We start from the raw sequence: 14,761 nt of genomic DNA, 5'->3' as shown, positions 1-14,761 counted from the left end.
TTTAACCACAAAAAAACCCTTAAGCAAACAACTTAAGGGTTTTTAAATTCAACGCTTTAAACTCAGCGCAAATTACTCTTCGCTAGGGGCTGCTTTTTCTACCACACTGATTGCCAGTTCAGTTAACGAATCACTATTCGCTTTGCTAGGTGCGTTTGTTAATAAACAAGACGCTTGTGTAGTTTTAGGGAAAGCAATAACGTCACGAATGTTATCTGTTCCGCATAAAAGCATAACTAAACGGTCAAGGCCAAATGCTAAACCAGCATGTGGTGGTGTGCCGTATTTAAGGGCATCAAGTAAAAAGCCAAACTTATCTTGCTGCTCTTGTGCCTCAATACCTAAAATTCTAAATGCGGCTTCTTGCATATCTGCATTATGAATACGTACCGAACCACCACCTACTTCGTAGCCGTTTAATACCATATCGTAGGCATCTGAAATAGCCGCTGCTGGGTTTGCTTCAAGCTCACTTGCACTAATATCTTTTGGTGCTGTGAACGGATGGTGTACTGCGTGAAGCGTACCTTCATCGTCTTCTTCAAACATTGGGAAATCAACAACCCAAAGTGGTGCCCAACTGTTAAGGTTAGTGATTTCTAAATCAACACCAATTTTAAGGCGAAGCGCGCCCATTGCTTCATTTACTGTGTTGCGCTTATCTGCACCGAATAAAATAATATCGCCCGTTTGTGCGTTAGTACGCGCAAGTAACTGGGTAATTACCTCTTCGTTTAAAAACTTAGCAATTGGCGATTGCACGCCTTCAACGCCCGCATCACGGTCGTTTACTTTCATCCACGCCATGCCTTTAGCGCCATAAATACCAATAAATTTAGTGTAATCGTCAAGTTGCTTACGCGAAAGCTTAGCGCCACCTGGTACTGTTAATACAGCTACGCGGCCTTTTTCGTCATTAGCTGGGCCTGAAAAAACGTTAAACTCTACATCTTTTACTAAATCTGCAACATCAACTAATTTCATTGGGTTACGTAAATCTGGCTTATCAGAACCGTAAAGGCTCATTGCCTCGCTGTAAGGCATAATTGGGAAGTCGCCTAAATCAACGTTTAGTAATGATTGCCACATCTCACGGATCATTTTTTCAGTCATACCACGTACTTGATCCGAGCTCATAAACGAGGTTTCTAAATCTATTTGCGTAAATTCAGGCTGGCGATCGGCACGTAAATCTTCATCACGGAAACATTTAACAATTTGGTAGTAGCGGTCAAAACCCGACATCATCAACAATTGCTTAAACAACTGTGGCGATTGCGGTAAAGCGTAAAAACTACCTTTGTGGACACGACTTGGTACTAAATAATCACGCGCGCCTTCTGGCGTTGCTTTTGTAAGCACCGGTGTTTCAATGTCTAAAAAGCCGTTTTCATCTAAAAAGCGGCGAACAAAGCTGCTAGCTTTAGCGCGTAATTTAATACGGTCACTCATCTCTAAGCGACGAAGGTCTAAATAGCGGTACTTTAAACGACGCTCTTCAGAGTTTGTTTGGTTAAAGTCAAGCGGTAAAGGCTCTGAACGGTTAATAATTGTAAGCTCGGTGCCTAAAATTTCTACTTCGCCAGTTGCCATGTCTTTATTTACTTGGCTTTCTGGGCGAGCACGTACAACCCCTTTTAACTGAACACAAAATTCTTGACGAAGCTTGTTCGCTGTATCCATTAGTCCTTCAACTTCTGGATCGAATACAACTTGTACTAAACCTTCTCTATCGCGTAAATCGACAAAGATAAGTCCACCAAGGTCACGTCGTTTGTTGATCCAGCCACATAGTTCAACTTCTTGATCTACGTGAGTTTTATTTAGCTGTCCGCAGTATATAGAGCGCATAGTTTTCCTGTCAGATAAAAGGCTTCAACGGTAAAAATTATTTGTTTTTATAGGCGCATAATTTAAAAAAGAGCCACCACACTTCAAATAAAGCCGTAAGCAATCTAAGAATATTCAAATTAAGCCCTGCATTATACCCAAGTAGGTTGAAGATGCTAGGCGTGTTTGGTGTGTTGGTGTTAATTTAAAGCAGGCACTGTTGGTATTTGCTACACTGGCGCCACGATGTAATTTATTAGCTATTTTTTATGTTATATATTGGATGCCCTCAGTGGTCTAGCACTGCATGGAAGGGCAATTTATTTTCAAGCCAATGTAAAAACGCCGACATGCTAAGCCAATACGCGCAGCATTTTAATTCGGTAGAAGGTAACACCAGTTTTTACGCCGACCCATCACCCAGTACTGCTTTGCGCTGGGCACAAAGCGTACCTGACGATTTTAAATTTACCTTTAAATTTCATCGTCGTTTTAGCCACGAACTACAGCTGACCAATGTGCAAAAAGAGCTTACCGATTGGCTAACCCTATTTGCTCCTTTACTTGAAAAAACAGGGCAAATAATGCTGCAATTACCCAAAGCATTTGGCCCAAACGATTTATCCAAATTGGCACACTTTATTAGCTTACTGCCTAAAGAGCTTACCTATGGTGTAGAAGTACGCCATGCTGATTTTTTTAAAAAAGGTGAAGCCGAAATAGCGTTTAATCAGTTATTAATGGCAAACAACATAAATCGTATTTCTATGGATACGCGAGCGCTTTTTGCAGTAAAGCCAACCACCGAAGCGTTAATAGATGCGCAGCAAAAAAAACCTCACTTGCCGGTGCATGCAATTGCCACGGGGTCAGAGCCTATGGCACGGTTTGTGATTGCTGATTTACAAAACGACTACCAAACCTTTTACAAGCCGTGGCTTAGTAAAGTAAAACAATGGCTTGATGAGGGTAAATCCCCTTATGTGTTTTTTCATACTGCTGATAATCGTGAGTCGCCATTACTTGCACGCCAATTTTGTAAAGATCTTGGGTATAACCATAGTGTACTTAATCCGTTTAGCGGCGAGAAAGAAGCGCAGCAACATGCCCTTTTTTAAAAATAAAACAAGAATATAGAGACATAAAAATGAGTGAATACGCCCGTTACTTTACAGGCTACCCTACAAATATTGTTGAACAAGTATTAAGTCTAATTAGTAACAACAAGGTTTGTGACTACTTACTTAAAAAGTACCCGCAAGCGCACACCATAACCACCGATAAACTACTTTATAGCTACGCCACTGATTTAAAAAAACAGTATTTAAAAAACGCCCCACCATTTGGCCGCGCAGCATTTAAAAAACAAGGCGACATGGTCACCAACGCATTGGGTACGCACACCTATCGTATGCAAGGCAAAACCCGTAAACACGATTTAGCCATAAACAGCGATTTACTACGTGCCCCCGAGCCATTATTAAAAGCCTTAGTTGTACACGAGCTCGCACACTTTAAAGAAAAAGATCACAATAAAAGCTTTTATAAACTGTGCTGCCACATGGAGCCGAGTTATCACCAATTGGAGCTGGATTTACGGATATTTTGTGTAGTGGTAGCGATGGGAGAGAACCCGTATACATGAGCGGTCAGCAGTCAGCGGTCAGCAGTCAGCGGTCAGCGGTCAGCGGTCAGCGGTCAGCGGTCAGCGGTCAGCGGTCAGCGGTCAGCCTAAAATATAAATACAACCTAATCAATTATCAAAGTATTCATAAATAAAAACGCGATATCAAATCGCGTTTTTTGAATAACTTTTCAGCTGATAGCTAGAAACTGTTAACTTTAAGGTGTTACAGCCCTAGTTCAGCCATAAAGTCATCATCTGCATCGTCTTGCACGGGCTCTTTTTTAGCCTGCGCTTTCTCAGCTTTTTGCTTAGCTTCGTTTTCGATAATGTCGTCTGGGTCAATGGCTTCAATAATGTCAAAGTCGTGTAGTTTAATAAACTCAGTTTTATCCATTGCCAGTTCTAAGTAGAAAATATTTTGATTGCGGGTAGTAAAAGTAACGCGGCGCGCTTGTGGGCGATCCATTGTGGTATCGACCGAAATTTGCACTTGCTTATTAATTGCCATCATTTTCGGCTGATTTTGTGTAATAGAGGTATGCAGTTGTTCGCGCACTTTAGAGGTAAAGTCGCCTACAATTTGGTTCATTAACTCGCCCATTACGTTTGAAACATCGTCTGACAAGTGACTGTGTGCAATTTCTTCTTCCGGCATACCCATGTTACGCATGTAGTCGCCGTATATTTCCATTGCTGCTTGCGATGTGAAGTTGGTAACAACAAGCCCTGTAAATCCGCCATCAAATAATACAAAGCAACCAATATCTGGTCGCATGCAGGTGCGTGTTATTTTTTGCACCATGGCTGAGTAACTTATTTCGTTACCACTTGCTGATGAAAGTACCCCTGTCACTGAGTGACAAAGTGTTGCTAGTATATCGTCGGTGCTAATAACTTTACTTTTGCTCATTTAACGTTCTCTTTTGTACTTATTATTCATAATTCTAGCCAACCTACTGAATTTATCACTGACTATCCAGCATAAAATGTTAAAATAACCTTATTATTTTTAAAGAGACTGCCTTCGTGACCATAAAAGACAGTATTTACGCCTCTGAGCAACAAGTAAAAGATTTTAGCTTTGACCAAAATGTGGTTGAAGTATTCCCCGATATGATTCAGCGCTCTGTGCCTGGCTATGCCACTATTGTTAGCACTATGGGCAAATTAGCGGGACAATATGCACAAAGTAATTCTAACTTGTATGACTTAGGCTGCTCGCTTGGTGCAGTAACGCTGAGTATGCGCCGTAATATTCGCACCGATAATTGCCATATTATTGCAGTGGATAACTCACAAGCCATGGTTGAGCGTTGCAAACTGCATTTACAGGGTTTTAAATCTGAGGTACCTGTAACCGTTACTTTAGGGGATATTAACGAGCTTGATATCAAAAATGCATCGGTTGTGGCAATGAACTTTACACTGCAGTTTATCCCTCATGCGCAGCGCCAAGCTGTTATTGAAAAAATATACGCTAATTTAAAGCCTGGCGGTGTGTTACTACTAAGCGAAAAAATTAAAGCTGAAAACGAGCAATGCGATAATTTATTGATTGATTTGCATCACGACTTTAAACGTCATAATGGCTACTCTGAGCTTGAAATAAGTCAAAAACGTACCGCAATAGAAAACGTAATGCGCCCCGATACACTCAGCACGCACCTTAACAGGTTAAGTGATATTGGCTTTAGCCAAACACAAGTGTGGTACCAATGTTTTAATTTTTGCTCAATGGTAGCAATTAAATAATAAAGAGTAATTTATGTCTCAATGGTTTAATCAATTTTACGCTGCTATTGCACAAAGCTCACTTAGCCACTGGCTAGAAACTCTACCCGCTCAATTAAAACATTGGCAGTTAGAGGCAAGCCATGGTGATTTACCAAAATGGCAAAAAGTACTTAAAAATTTACCAGTAGTAAAAACAACTCACGTTGATATCGCCACTAAAGTAGAAATTGGCGCACCAGGGGAGATGAGCGAAGGCGAGCAAAAGCAAGCTGCACATTTATTAAAACGCATGATGCCTTGGCGCAAAGGCCCATTTAGTGTGCACGGTATTGAAATAAACACCGAATGGCGCAGTGATTGGAAGTGGGACAGGCTCCTTCCTCATATTGAGCCGTTAAAAGGCCGTACCGTGTTAGATATTGGTTGTGGCTCGGGATATCACTTGTGGCGCATGCGCGGAGAAGGCGCTGAGTTTGTAGTCGGTATTGATCCATCTGACTTATTTTTATGTCAGTTTCAGGCTATTAAACATTATAACCCAGACGAGAACGTACATTTACTTCCGCTAGGTGTTGAAGCCCTACCAGAACTTAAAGCCTTTGATACGGTATTTTCGATGGGGGTGCTTTATCACCGTCGCTCACCTATCGACTTTCTAGCACAATTGAAAGCCCAGCTTCGCCCGGGTGGCGAATTGGTGCTTGAAACGCTAGTAATTGAAGGCGACGAAAACACGGTACTCGTGCCTACCGACCGCTACGCAAAAATGCGCAATGTATGGTTTATTCCAAGCACTGCTGCATTAAAACTGTGGATGGAGCGCGTTGGTTTTAAAGATGTACAAATAAAAGATTGCGCAATTACCACGCTCGACGAGCAACGTAAAACTGATTGGATGGAAAACGAATCGTTAGTCGACTTTTTAGACCCAAACGATACAAGTAAAACCATTGAAGGTTACCCTGCCCCACTCAGAGCAATACTCACAGCTAAAGCCTAATTACAATATTAAGTTTTATTTTGTTATTAAAAAGCGCCGTTGGGCGCTTTTTTGTTTACTAATACAGCAACTAGCGGACAAGTGTCCTTGTTAATTATTTCAAAGCTATATTTACGCTAGCCGCGCAGGTGCAATTGTTGTAAAATACGCGCGTTTCTAAGCAACCCAAAACAACTATTTTGAGGAAAACCTGTGAGCGAACAAAAACAGTCTCTTAGCTATAAAGACGCGGGCGTAGATATCGACGCTGGTAATGCACTTGTTGAGCGTATTAAAGGCGTAGTTAAAAAAACCCGTCGTCCTGAAGTGATGGGCGGAATTGGTGGTTTTGGCGCACTGTGCGAAATTCCTGAAGGTTATAAACAACCAGTATTAGTAGCGGGTACTGATGGTGTAGGTACTAAATTGCGTATGGCAATTGACCTTAAAAAGCACGATACCGTAGGTATTGACTTAGTTGCTATGTGTGTAAACGATTTAATTGTTCAAGGTGCTGAACCCCTGTTTTTTCTAGATTACTATGCTACAGGTAAACTAGACATAGACACAGCAGCAGACGTAGTAACCGGTATTGGTAAAGGGTGTGAAATTTCAGGTTGTGCCCTAATTGGTGGCGAAACAGCAGAAATGCCAGGTATGTATGATGGTGAAGACTACGACATGGCAGGTTTTTGTACTGGTGTGGTTGAAAAATCTAAAATTATTGATGGCACTAAAGTAGCTGCAGGCGATCAGCTTATTGCGCTTGCATCTAGCGGCCCTCATTCAAACGGTTTTTCTTTAATTCGTAAAGTACTTGAAGTATCAAACGCCGACACTAATCAAGTTATAGACGGTAAAACACTAGGCGAGCATTTATTAGAGCCTACACGTATTTACGTTAAACCGTTACTTGAGTTATTTAAGCACGTTGACGTACATGCCCTTTCGCATATTACGGGTGGTGGCTTTTGGGAAAACATTCCACGCGTACTACCTGCATCTGCTAAGGCGGTGGTTAAAGGCGATAGCTGGCAGTGGCCAAGTGTTTTTAACTGGTTACAAGAAAACGGTAATATTACTACGCATGAGATGTACCGCACATTTAACTGTGGTGTAGGCATGGTTTTGGTTGTTCCTGCCGATAAACTTGAGCAAAGCTTAACTATGCTTAAAGATTTAGGTGAAAACGCTTGGCACCTTGGCGAAATCCAAGATGCGGCACCAGGCGAAGAGCAAGTAGATATTGTAGGTGGTGCTAAGTAATGGCACCCACTCGTCTAGTAGTTTTAATTTCAGGCAGTGGCTCTAATTTACAAGCCATTATAGATGCCTGTGAACGTGGCGAGATAAACGGACATATTGCGGCTGTTATCAGTAATAAAGCAGACGCGTATGGCCTAGAGCGTGCTAAAAATGCAGGCATTGCAACGCAAGTCCTTAGTCATAAAGATTTTGACTCGCGCGAGGCCTACGATGCGCAGTTAATGAACGTTATCGACTCTTTTGAACCAAATCTAGTTGTATTAGCTGGGTTTATGCGTATTCTTACACCTAGCTTAGTGCAAAAATATATTGGAAAAATGTTGAACATTCATCCATCTTTGTTGCCTAAGTACCAGGGGCTGAATACCCACCAAAGAGCAATTGATGCAAAAGACGATGTTCATGGCGTAAGTGTTCACTTTGTAACTGAAGAATTAGACGGTGGTCCGGTTATTCTTCAAGCACAAATACCTGTACTCAAGGATGATACAGCAGACACATTAGCAAAACGCGTGCACGAACAAGAGCATATAATTTATCCTTTGGTGGTCAAATGGTTCAGTGAACAAAGACTTACTATGGAAGCAGATTATGCGGTTCTTGACAAAAAACAACTTCCTGCACAGGGCGCGCACTACCCACAATAAAAAAATAAGTGCCCTAATGCTATGTGCGGGCGCTTTACTTCCAACAAGCCTTATTGCAGGCGAATTGACTCAATACGAAGCCAAGTATGATATTTTGCGTAAAGGCAGTAATCATGGTAAAGCTATTCGTACTCTTAAAAAAATCGATGAAAACACATACAGAATAAAATATTCCAGTGATATTGACTGGATGATTTTTACTGATGTGCGAGAAGAGTCCTCAACTTTTACTTACAAAGAACAAAAGATAATACCATCACATTATTATCAAAAAAGTGAAGGGACTTTGCCTGATGAAGATTATAAGCTAGATTTTGACTTCAAAGCGCAAAAAGTAATGAGTAATCAAAGCGAATACCCTCTAAACTGTCAATGGCATGATAATTATCAAGACGCAATTTCGTACCAAGTTCAGGTTCGTGAGGGGTTAAAAAAAGGTCAAACTAACTTCTCTTTTCCGCTTATTGATAAAAAAGGTAAGTGTCGGGAATATAATTTCGAGGTTGTTGGTACAGAAATGATTTCTTTGCCTATAGGTAACATTGAGGCAATTAAAGTTAAACGCTTATACGATACCGACAAACGACAAGCCCTCGCTTGGTTTGCACCTGAGATGGATTACATGCTTGTGCGCATGTGGAAAGGTAAAAAAGGCACTGAACAATTTGAAGTTCAAATGAATTCATTTACTGTGACTGCCCCAACTGCAACGGTTGACCACACTAAAAACCTTCAAGCTAATTAACTGAAAGTTTATTTGTAAAATAGGTGGGCTATATAAGCTCACCCATTTTAAATAACGAAAACTCTCCTGGCTCCATTTTTTTCCAACGTTCATCGTTTGTAAGCGGCCTTGTTGCAATGACAGTGACCACATCGTTTGGGGTTGTCTCTTTTTGAAAATCAACCACCATATCAGCATCAATTAATGTAGCTTTGCCAAATGGCGCACGGCGCGTTATGTAATGTAAGTTATTTGTGCAATACGCTAAAACAAATACACCATCGGTCAACAGCATATTAAATACACCTTTTTCACGTAACGTATGCGAAAGCTTTGCTGCGTATCTAAATACTGACGCCATGTTAGAAGGTCGCTTTGGGTATTTTTCACGAATTTTATCCAGCAACCAACAAAAAGCGAGTTCACTGTCGGTGTTGCCCACTGGGCGATAATATTCGGGTTTTAAATCGTGATAATTAGAAAGCTGGCCATTGTGTGCATAGGTTATTTCGCGCCCCCACAGCTCACGCGTAAACGGATGAGTATTTTCAAGGCATACCCGACCTCGATTACCTTGGCGTATATGGCTGATAACCGAAACGCTTTTTATAGGATAAGCTTTAACAAGCTTAGCAATTTCAGATTTATAGCTGGGCTCAGGATCTTTAAATGTTCTACAGCCCTTACCTTCATAAAAAGTAATACCCCAGCCATCTTTATGTGGACCTGTATTACCGCCTCGCTCCAAAAGACCAGAAAAACTAAAACAGATATCAGTAGGTACATTGGCTGACATGCCAAGTAATTCACACATTTATAAAAAAGCCCTTAAAAAGTACGGATAAATAGCAGTACATTTTACAAAAAAAATTTTCTAGATTAGTTGCATATTTACTTAAAAAAATCATTATGGCTACCTGAATTATAAATTTTTAACGCTCTGAATTAATAAAAAACATAATGTGTATGGCAAAAAGCACTATCCGTCCCCTTAAAAGGTATTTTGTAAAGCAAAACTTCTGACTTTTTACTATAATTTTACACACTAATTTACTTGAAACTTGAGCTGACTAGCGCTACTCTAAATGAGGTGGTCTGACCTCTATTAAGGAATTAAAATGACACTCATATTTACACTCGGTTTAATCGTACTGCTGTGCACTGCGATTTACCACAGAGCGAGTTGGAACACAGCACTTGGTGTTTCTGCTGCAACGTTATTAATTGGTACCTTTGCGGGTGCTTTTGGTTTAATTAGCTGGTTGATCTTTTTGGTCATCGCAGTGCCTCTTTCAGTTACTGGTATTCGCCAGCAATACATCATCAAACCTATCTTTACGGTATTCAAAAAAGTAACACCGAGCATGTCTGACACTGAAAAGTCAGCCATCGATGCGGGTACAACTTGGTGGGAAGCTGATTTATTTTGCGGTAACCCAGATTGGAAAAAGCTACATCAATACCCTGTGCCTAAACTTACTATTGAAGAGCAAGCCTTTATAGACGGCCCTGTTGAAGTAGTATGTAGCATGCTAGATGATTGGGAAGCAACACACGAGCTAACTGATTTACCGCAAGATGTATGGCAATACCTCAAAGATAATAAATTCTTTGCCATGATCATTAAAAAAGAATACGGCGGTTTAGAGTTTTCTGCGTTTGCTCAGTCTTGTGTACTTCAAAAACTAACGAGTAAATCAACATTACTTTCGTCAATTGTTGGTGTTCCAAACTCATTAGGTCCAGGTGAATTATTACAACACTATGGTACAAAAGAGCAAAAAGACCATTACTTACCGCGCTTAGCTAGCGGCCAAGAAATTCCATGTTTTGCATTAACATCACCAGAAGCAGGCTCTGACGCAAGTTCAATTCCTGATTACGGTGTTGTGTGTAAAGGACAATGGAACGGTGAAGAAGTTGTAGGTATAAGCCTAACGTGGAATAAGCGCTATATCACGCTTGCGCCTGTAGCTACGGTACTTGGGCTTGCATTTAAATTACAAGATCCAGATGGCTTATTAAGTGATGTGAAAGAGCCAGGTATTACCTGTGCGTTGATCCCAACAGATACTCCTGGAGTAGAGATTGGTCGTCGTCACTTCCCGCTTAACGTACCATTCCAAAATGGTCCTACTCGCGGTAAAGACATTTTTGTACCTCTTGATTACATTATTGGTGGCCCTGATATGGCTGGCCAAGGCTGGCGCATGCTAGTTGAGTGTTTATCGGTAGGCCGTGCAATTACATTACCGTCTAACTCTGCCGGCGGCATTAAAATGATTGCAACCGCTACGGGTGCATACAGCCGTATTCGTCGTCAGTTCCGTTTGCCAATTGGTAAAATGGAAGGTGTTGAAGAATCAATGGCTAAACTAGCCGGTTACGCATACAGTTCAGACGCCGCAGTAAGTATGTCGACTGGTGCGGTTGATTTAGGTGAAAAACCATCTGTTGTATCAGCGATTATTAAATACCACTTAACCGAACAAATGCGCGATGCAACAATCCATGCAATGGACGTTCTTGGCGGTAAAGGGATCATGCTTGGTCCAAATAACTATTTAGGCCGTGGCTATCAAGGTGCACCTATTGCCATCACCGTTGAAGGTGCAAACATCCTGACCCGTAATATGATTATTTACGGCCAGGGTGCCATTCGCTGTCATCCATTTGTACTAACCGAGCTAGGTGCGTGCGAAATTGAAGACCGCGAAGAAGCGCTTAACGTATTTGATAAAGCGCTAATGGGTCATATTGGCTTTACTATGTCGAACCTAGTGCGTACTAAGTGGCTTGCCCTTACAGGTGCTCGCTTTACAAGTGTGCCTTACCATGACGAAACAGCTGAGTTTTACCGTATAGCGTCGCGCTTTAGTGCTTCTTTAGCACTTATGTCAGATATTAGCATGGCTGTATTTGGCGGCTCTCTTAAACGTAAAGAGCGTATTTCTGCACGTTTAGGTGATTTATTAAGCTACCTATACTTAGTATCTGCAACGCTTAAACGTTACAACGACGAAGGCCGTAAGAAAGAAGATTTTGCGCTAGTTCAATGGAGCTGTCAGGATCACCTTTACCACTGTCAACGTGCGCTTGCTGACTTGATTAACAACATGCCTTCTGCACCACTTCGTGGCGTATTGAAAGTGTTATTGTTCCCGTTTGGTCGCCCGGTGCGCAAGCCTACTGATAAGTTAGAGCATAAACTAGCTCAAATCTTACAAGTGCCTAGCGAAACGCGTAACCGCTTAGCAAGTTATGTTTACTTAACAAATGAGCCACTTAACCTTGTAGGCCGTCAGGAGCAAACGCTGAAAGACGTGCTAGAAGTTGAGCCTTTATTTGAAAGAGTATGTAAAGAGAAAGGTGTGAAACTACCGTTCTTCCAACTTGATAAAGTAGCGCAAATGGGTCTTGAAGCGGGTATTTTAAGCCAAGCCGAAGCGGATAAGTTAGCCGCTGTAGAACAGGCTCGTTTAGACGTAATTAACGTAGATGACTTTGACCCTGCTGATTTGCTTGCAGGCAAAGCAGCTCGAGATAGTGTTATTACAAAAGTGGATGCTGCTTAACTAATTTAGTAAAGCAAGCAGCCCAACGGTAGAAATAATCCAAACCAGCGCATAATGCGCTGGTTTTTTTTGCGCAAAATAAACCTGCAATAAACACCACATAAAACCCAAGCTTAGTAACATACTGTTTAACCTCTCAAACGTAATGCTATAGGTTATAAAGGCTCCTAAAAGCAACAGTATACTGGGTATAAACTGGCTGATATTAAACGCTCGCGCCTTATGAGTCATTTTGAAAAACAAGCGGTATTGTTCATAAACCTTCGTGCAATCAAATTGTAATGAGCTGCTAAAAAGTACAATAAAAGCAATTGCCACAGTGTCTAGTATATTTACAAGATCTGGACGCTTTTCTAATAAAGCAGCCGATGCCATAAATACACATAAAAGTAACGATATACGCCATACCAACGTCCAGCTATGGTTTATGAAGTAACAAAACCAAAAACCAAACAAAGACCGCACACTCACCATCCTATTTATATTAATTACCGGTATAAAAATGCTAAAGAAAAAGATAATTGCAAAACCCAGATGATAAATAAGCGGTGATAACTCAACAGAAGTTAATAAAAATAAAGTGCTAAAAACAAATCCATAAACGAGTGCACTAGGTTTGTATAAACAGGCAATGCCTAAACCTAACTGAAGGCATATAAAAACGATAAAGTGCGGTACTTTTATCCACTGTTCTAAGGTTAAATCAAGTGCTACCAGCAGACTCGCTATAAGCCAGCCATTGCTAATAAGTAGCAATTTTATATCTGCTAAATTTAACCAGCTTGGACGAGCGATTGTGCGCTGAAATAACCGTTGATTGCTATTCTTAATTGCCGGTTTCATTGCGCTTAACATCACGCTTTGCAATAACAAATAAAACAGCGCCATTTGAGCACCACTTAAAGGCGCATCTGTACTGTCTATAATTTTCCCTAAACCTAAAAAGAGCAACAGCACCAAGCCCAAAATGGATGAACCCAACACCACTAAAAATATCAAACCAAAGCTCTTTAGCTGCACTAGCAGCTGCTTAAGCTCAAGCGTGTACGCTAAGTACCGATAGCTTATAAACGCATGGTACTGCTCAAGCCTGCTTTTTACGCTCACAAAACTCATAACGGCACACATCTGAAACCATGTGTGGTAAACACTGCAGGCTCATGACAAGTAATAATAATTTGCCCATTCGGCTTATCAATCAAATAAACATCGAGTAAGTTTAAAAGGTACTGAATACTCATTTGATCAAGTGCAGCACTTGGCTCATCAAGAAATAAGTAAGATGACTCTCGCATTAGCGCTAAAATAAGCTGACACTTTTTTTGATTGCCCGAAGACAAGGCACTAAATCGAGTATTTAAAAATTCAGTAAAGCTAAACCCTTTAACTAATTCATGTGGCCACTGGCAATCGACTGTGCGAACAGACAAATCAATGATTTGCTTAGCTGTTAAAAAATCAGGTAACGTAATTCGGTCACTGGCAATCGCTACTGTTTTTGTAGGCTCACTTAAAGTACTGCCGGCAAATAAAAATGAGCCACTTTGTGGTTTATCAAGCCCTGCTAGCATCATAAGTAATGTAGTTTTACCATGGCCATTAGGCGCTTCTATACAGAGTTTTTGATCTGAAAAAACCTGATTATAATTTTTGAAAACTACATTGTTGAAAAACTGCTTATTTAAGCCAATGACTTCAATCATAAAATATCCCTTTAAGCTAAGGTTTTATTATAAGCCGACAAAGTAAAGAGGCAAACTTATTGATTTGATTACTGCTGTAGCTAGAAGTACTTACTCATTTTTATAAATAAACTAATACCAACTCGCTTAATTAGATGATCTATTTTGAGGCTGGAAAACGTGTTAATAGTCAGACAAAAAATTCGCTATTTAGTTGCTCTTGGTAATTGCTCCTGCATTGCTCTACCTTCTGCAACCATGCTGTCGTAAAAGAGAATTTTTTAACAAGGTAGCGACACGCTTAGCCCCACAAAATGATTAAGTATTATTGCGGATTTATATAAAACAACTTAATTAGCTCTGAGGCAACCTGTGGCGGTAAAAAATTTAGGTCGTGGGTTTTATCTGATAACGAAAAATAGCATCTACAGTGACGTTATAAGCCTATTCAAGGCAAATACATGTGTATATTTAAAAGTATTATTTAAAACACAAAAAATGAATGAAAATAATTATTTATCTAATAGCTTGGTAGTATTGATAATTTTAAAATACTAAAAATGCTTTTGGTGAGAACTAAATTATGCTTATAACCTTGTTATTGAGTAAATAACAAGTGGCGGAGTGGACGGGACTCGAACCCGCGACCCCCGGCGTGACAGGCCGGTATTCTAACCAACTGAACTACCACTCCGCA

13 protein-coding genes and 1 tRNA gene are annotated in these 14,761 nt (G+C 40.6%); 8 read left to right on the top strand and 6 right to left on the bottom strand.

The window, feature by feature from the left end:
- Positions 1-72: 72 nt before the first annotated feature.
- Positions 73-1,851, bottom strand: coding sequence for an aspartate--tRNA ligase (aspS, locus tag CWB62_RS17515; RefSeq protein ID WP_058405630.1), 1,779 nt, complete (start codon positions 1,849-1,851; stop codon positions 73-75).
- Between the two features lie 248 nt (positions 1,852-2,099).
- Between aspS and CWB62_RS17510 the strand changes: the two genes are divergently transcribed.
- Positions 2,100-2,948: a DUF72 domain-containing protein gene (locus CWB62_RS17510; protein ID WP_138530429.1), complete on the top strand. Its 849-nt coding sequence runs from the start codon at positions 2,100-2,102 to the stop codon at positions 2,946-2,948.
- Between the two features lie 29 nt (positions 2,949-2,977).
- Positions 2,978-3,475 (top strand): M48 metallopeptidase family protein, encoded by a 498-nt coding sequence (locus CWB62_RS17505; protein WP_058405632.1) that lies wholly within the window; start codon positions 2,978-2,980, stop codon positions 3,473-3,475.
- 205 nt (positions 3,476-3,680) lie between these two features.
- On the opposite strand, the gene CWB62_RS17500 is transcribed toward CWB62_RS17505, so the two are convergent.
- Positions 3,681-4,367 carry a DUF3334 family protein gene (locus CWB62_RS17500; RefSeq protein WP_006794039.1) on the bottom strand — a complete coding sequence of 229 codons (687 nt, stop codon included), beginning with the start codon at positions 4,365-4,367 and terminating at the stop codon, positions 3,681-3,683.
- A gap of 116 nt (positions 4,368-4,483) precedes the next feature.
- Here CWB62_RS17500 and cmoA point away from each other — a divergent pair, with 116 nt between their 5' ends.
- The 5 genes from cmoA to CWB62_RS17475 all read left to right on the top strand — a co-directional run bounded on the left by cmoA (position 4,484) and on the right by CWB62_RS17475 (position 8,828).
- Positions 4,484-5,209 (top strand): carboxy-S-adenosyl-L-methionine synthase CmoA, encoded by a 726-nt coding sequence (gene cmoA / locus CWB62_RS17495; RefSeq protein ID WP_058552814.1) that lies wholly within the window; start codon positions 4,484-4,486, stop codon positions 5,207-5,209.
- 13 nt (positions 5,210-5,222) lie between these two features.
- Complete coding sequence (gene cmoB, locus CWB62_RS17490) at positions 5,223-6,191, top strand: tRNA 5-methoxyuridine(34)/uridine 5-oxyacetic acid(34) synthase CmoB (protein ID WP_138530784.1); 969 nt, start codon at positions 5,223-5,225, stop codon at positions 6,189-6,191.
- 192 nt (positions 6,192-6,383) lie between these two features.
- The gene (gene purM / locus CWB62_RS17485; protein WP_006794042.1) at positions 6,384-7,436 is read left to right on the top strand and encodes a phosphoribosylformylglycinamidine cyclo-ligase; all 1,053 of its coding nucleotides are present in this window, start codon (positions 6,384-6,386) and stop codon (positions 7,434-7,436) included.
- Positions 7,436-8,083, top strand: coding sequence for a phosphoribosylglycinamide formyltransferase (purN, locus tag CWB62_RS17480; protein WP_138530782.1), 648 nt, complete (start codon positions 7,436-7,438; stop codon positions 8,081-8,083). Before purM ends, purN begins: the two co-directional genes overlap by 1 nt.
- Positions 8,084-8,099: 16 nt before the next feature.
- Entirely contained in the window at positions 8,100-8,828 is a 729-nt protein-coding gene (locus CWB62_RS17475; RefSeq protein ID WP_138530780.1) for a DUF3108 domain-containing protein, read from the top strand.
- 28 nt (positions 8,829-8,856) lie between these two features.
- On the opposite strand, the gene CWB62_RS17470 is transcribed toward CWB62_RS17475, so the two are convergent.
- Positions 8,857-9,621, bottom strand: coding sequence for a class II glutamine amidotransferase (locus tag CWB62_RS17470; protein ID WP_058405638.1), 765 nt, complete (start codon positions 9,619-9,621; stop codon positions 8,857-8,859).
- Positions 9,622-9,925: 304 nt separating this feature from the next.
- Here CWB62_RS17470 and fadE point away from each other — a divergent pair, with 304 nt between their 5' ends.
- A complete protein-coding gene (gene fadE / locus CWB62_RS17465; RefSeq protein ID WP_138530778.1) occupies positions 9,926-12,382 on the top strand; it encodes an acyl-CoA dehydrogenase FadE in 2,457 nt (818 codons plus the stop codon).
- Here the strand turns inward: fadE and CWB62_RS17460 are convergent, their stop codons facing one another.
- From CWB62_RS17460 to CWB62_RS17450, 3 genes are all read right to left on the bottom strand, one after another.
- Complete coding sequence (locus CWB62_RS17460; RefSeq protein WP_138530776.1) at positions 12,383-13,498, bottom strand: DUF6136 family protein; 1,116 nt, start codon at positions 13,496-13,498, stop codon at positions 12,383-12,385.
- On the bottom strand, positions 13,495-14,085 hold the full coding sequence (locus CWB62_RS17455) for an ATP-binding cassette domain-containing protein (RefSeq protein ID WP_138530774.1): 591 nt from the start codon (positions 14,083-14,085) through the stop codon (positions 13,495-13,497). Before CWB62_RS17455 ends, CWB62_RS17460 begins: the two co-directional genes overlap by 4 nt.
- A gap of 596 nt (positions 14,086-14,681) precedes the next feature.
- Positions 14,682-14,758 (bottom strand) — tRNA-Asp (locus CWB62_RS17450).
- Between the last annotated feature and the right edge of the window lie 3 nt (positions 14,759-14,761).

The organism is Pseudoalteromonas sp. S408, assembly GCF_005886645.1.
Lineage (GTDB): Bacteria > Pseudomonadota > Gammaproteobacteria > Enterobacterales > Alteromonadaceae > Pseudoalteromonas.
Note: the sequence above shows the minus strand (reverse complement) of the source record. Positions and strands in the feature narration are given on the sequence as shown.

Bases quoted from the DNA above. Each gene is read 5' to 3' on its own strand.
- aspS (WP_058405630.1), bottom strand. From the start codon at position 1,851: ATGCGCTCTATATACTGCGGACAGCTAAATAAAACTCACGTAGATCAA.
- CWB62_RS17510 (WP_138530429.1), top strand. From the start codon at position 2,100: ATGTTATATATTGGATGCCCTCAGTGGTCTAGCACTGCATGGAAGGGC.
- CWB62_RS17505 (WP_058405632.1), top strand. From the start codon at position 2,978: ATGAGTGAATACGCCCGTTACTTTACAGGCTACCCTACAAATATTGTT.
- CWB62_RS17500 (WP_006794039.1), bottom strand. From the start codon at position 4,367: ATGAGCAAAAGTAAAGTTATTAGCACCGACGATATACTAGCAACACTT.
- cmoB (WP_138530784.1), top strand. From the start codon at position 5,223: ATGTCTCAATGGTTTAATCAATTTTACGCTGCTATTGCACAAAGCTCA.
- purN (WP_138530782.1), top strand. From the start codon at position 7,436: ATGGCACCCACTCGTCTAGTAGTTTTAATTTCAGGCAGTGGCTCTAAT.
- CWB62_RS17475 (WP_138530780.1), top strand. From the start codon at position 8,100: ATGCTATGTGCGGGCGCTTTACTTCCAACAAGCCTTATTGCAGGCGAA.
- CWB62_RS17470 (WP_058405638.1), bottom strand. From the start codon at position 9,621: ATGTGTGAATTACTTGGCATGTCAGCCAATGTACCTACTGATATCTGT.
- fadE (WP_138530778.1), top strand. From the start codon at position 9,926: ATGACACTCATATTTACACTCGGTTTAATCGTACTGCTGTGCACTGCG.
- CWB62_RS17460 (WP_138530776.1), bottom strand. From the start codon at position 13,498: ATGAGTTTTGTGAGCGTAAAAAGCAGGCTTGAGCAGTACCATGCGTTT.
- CWB62_RS17455 (WP_138530774.1), bottom strand. From the start codon at position 14,085: ATGATTGAAGTCATTGGCTTAAATAAGCAGTTTTTCAACAATGTAGTT.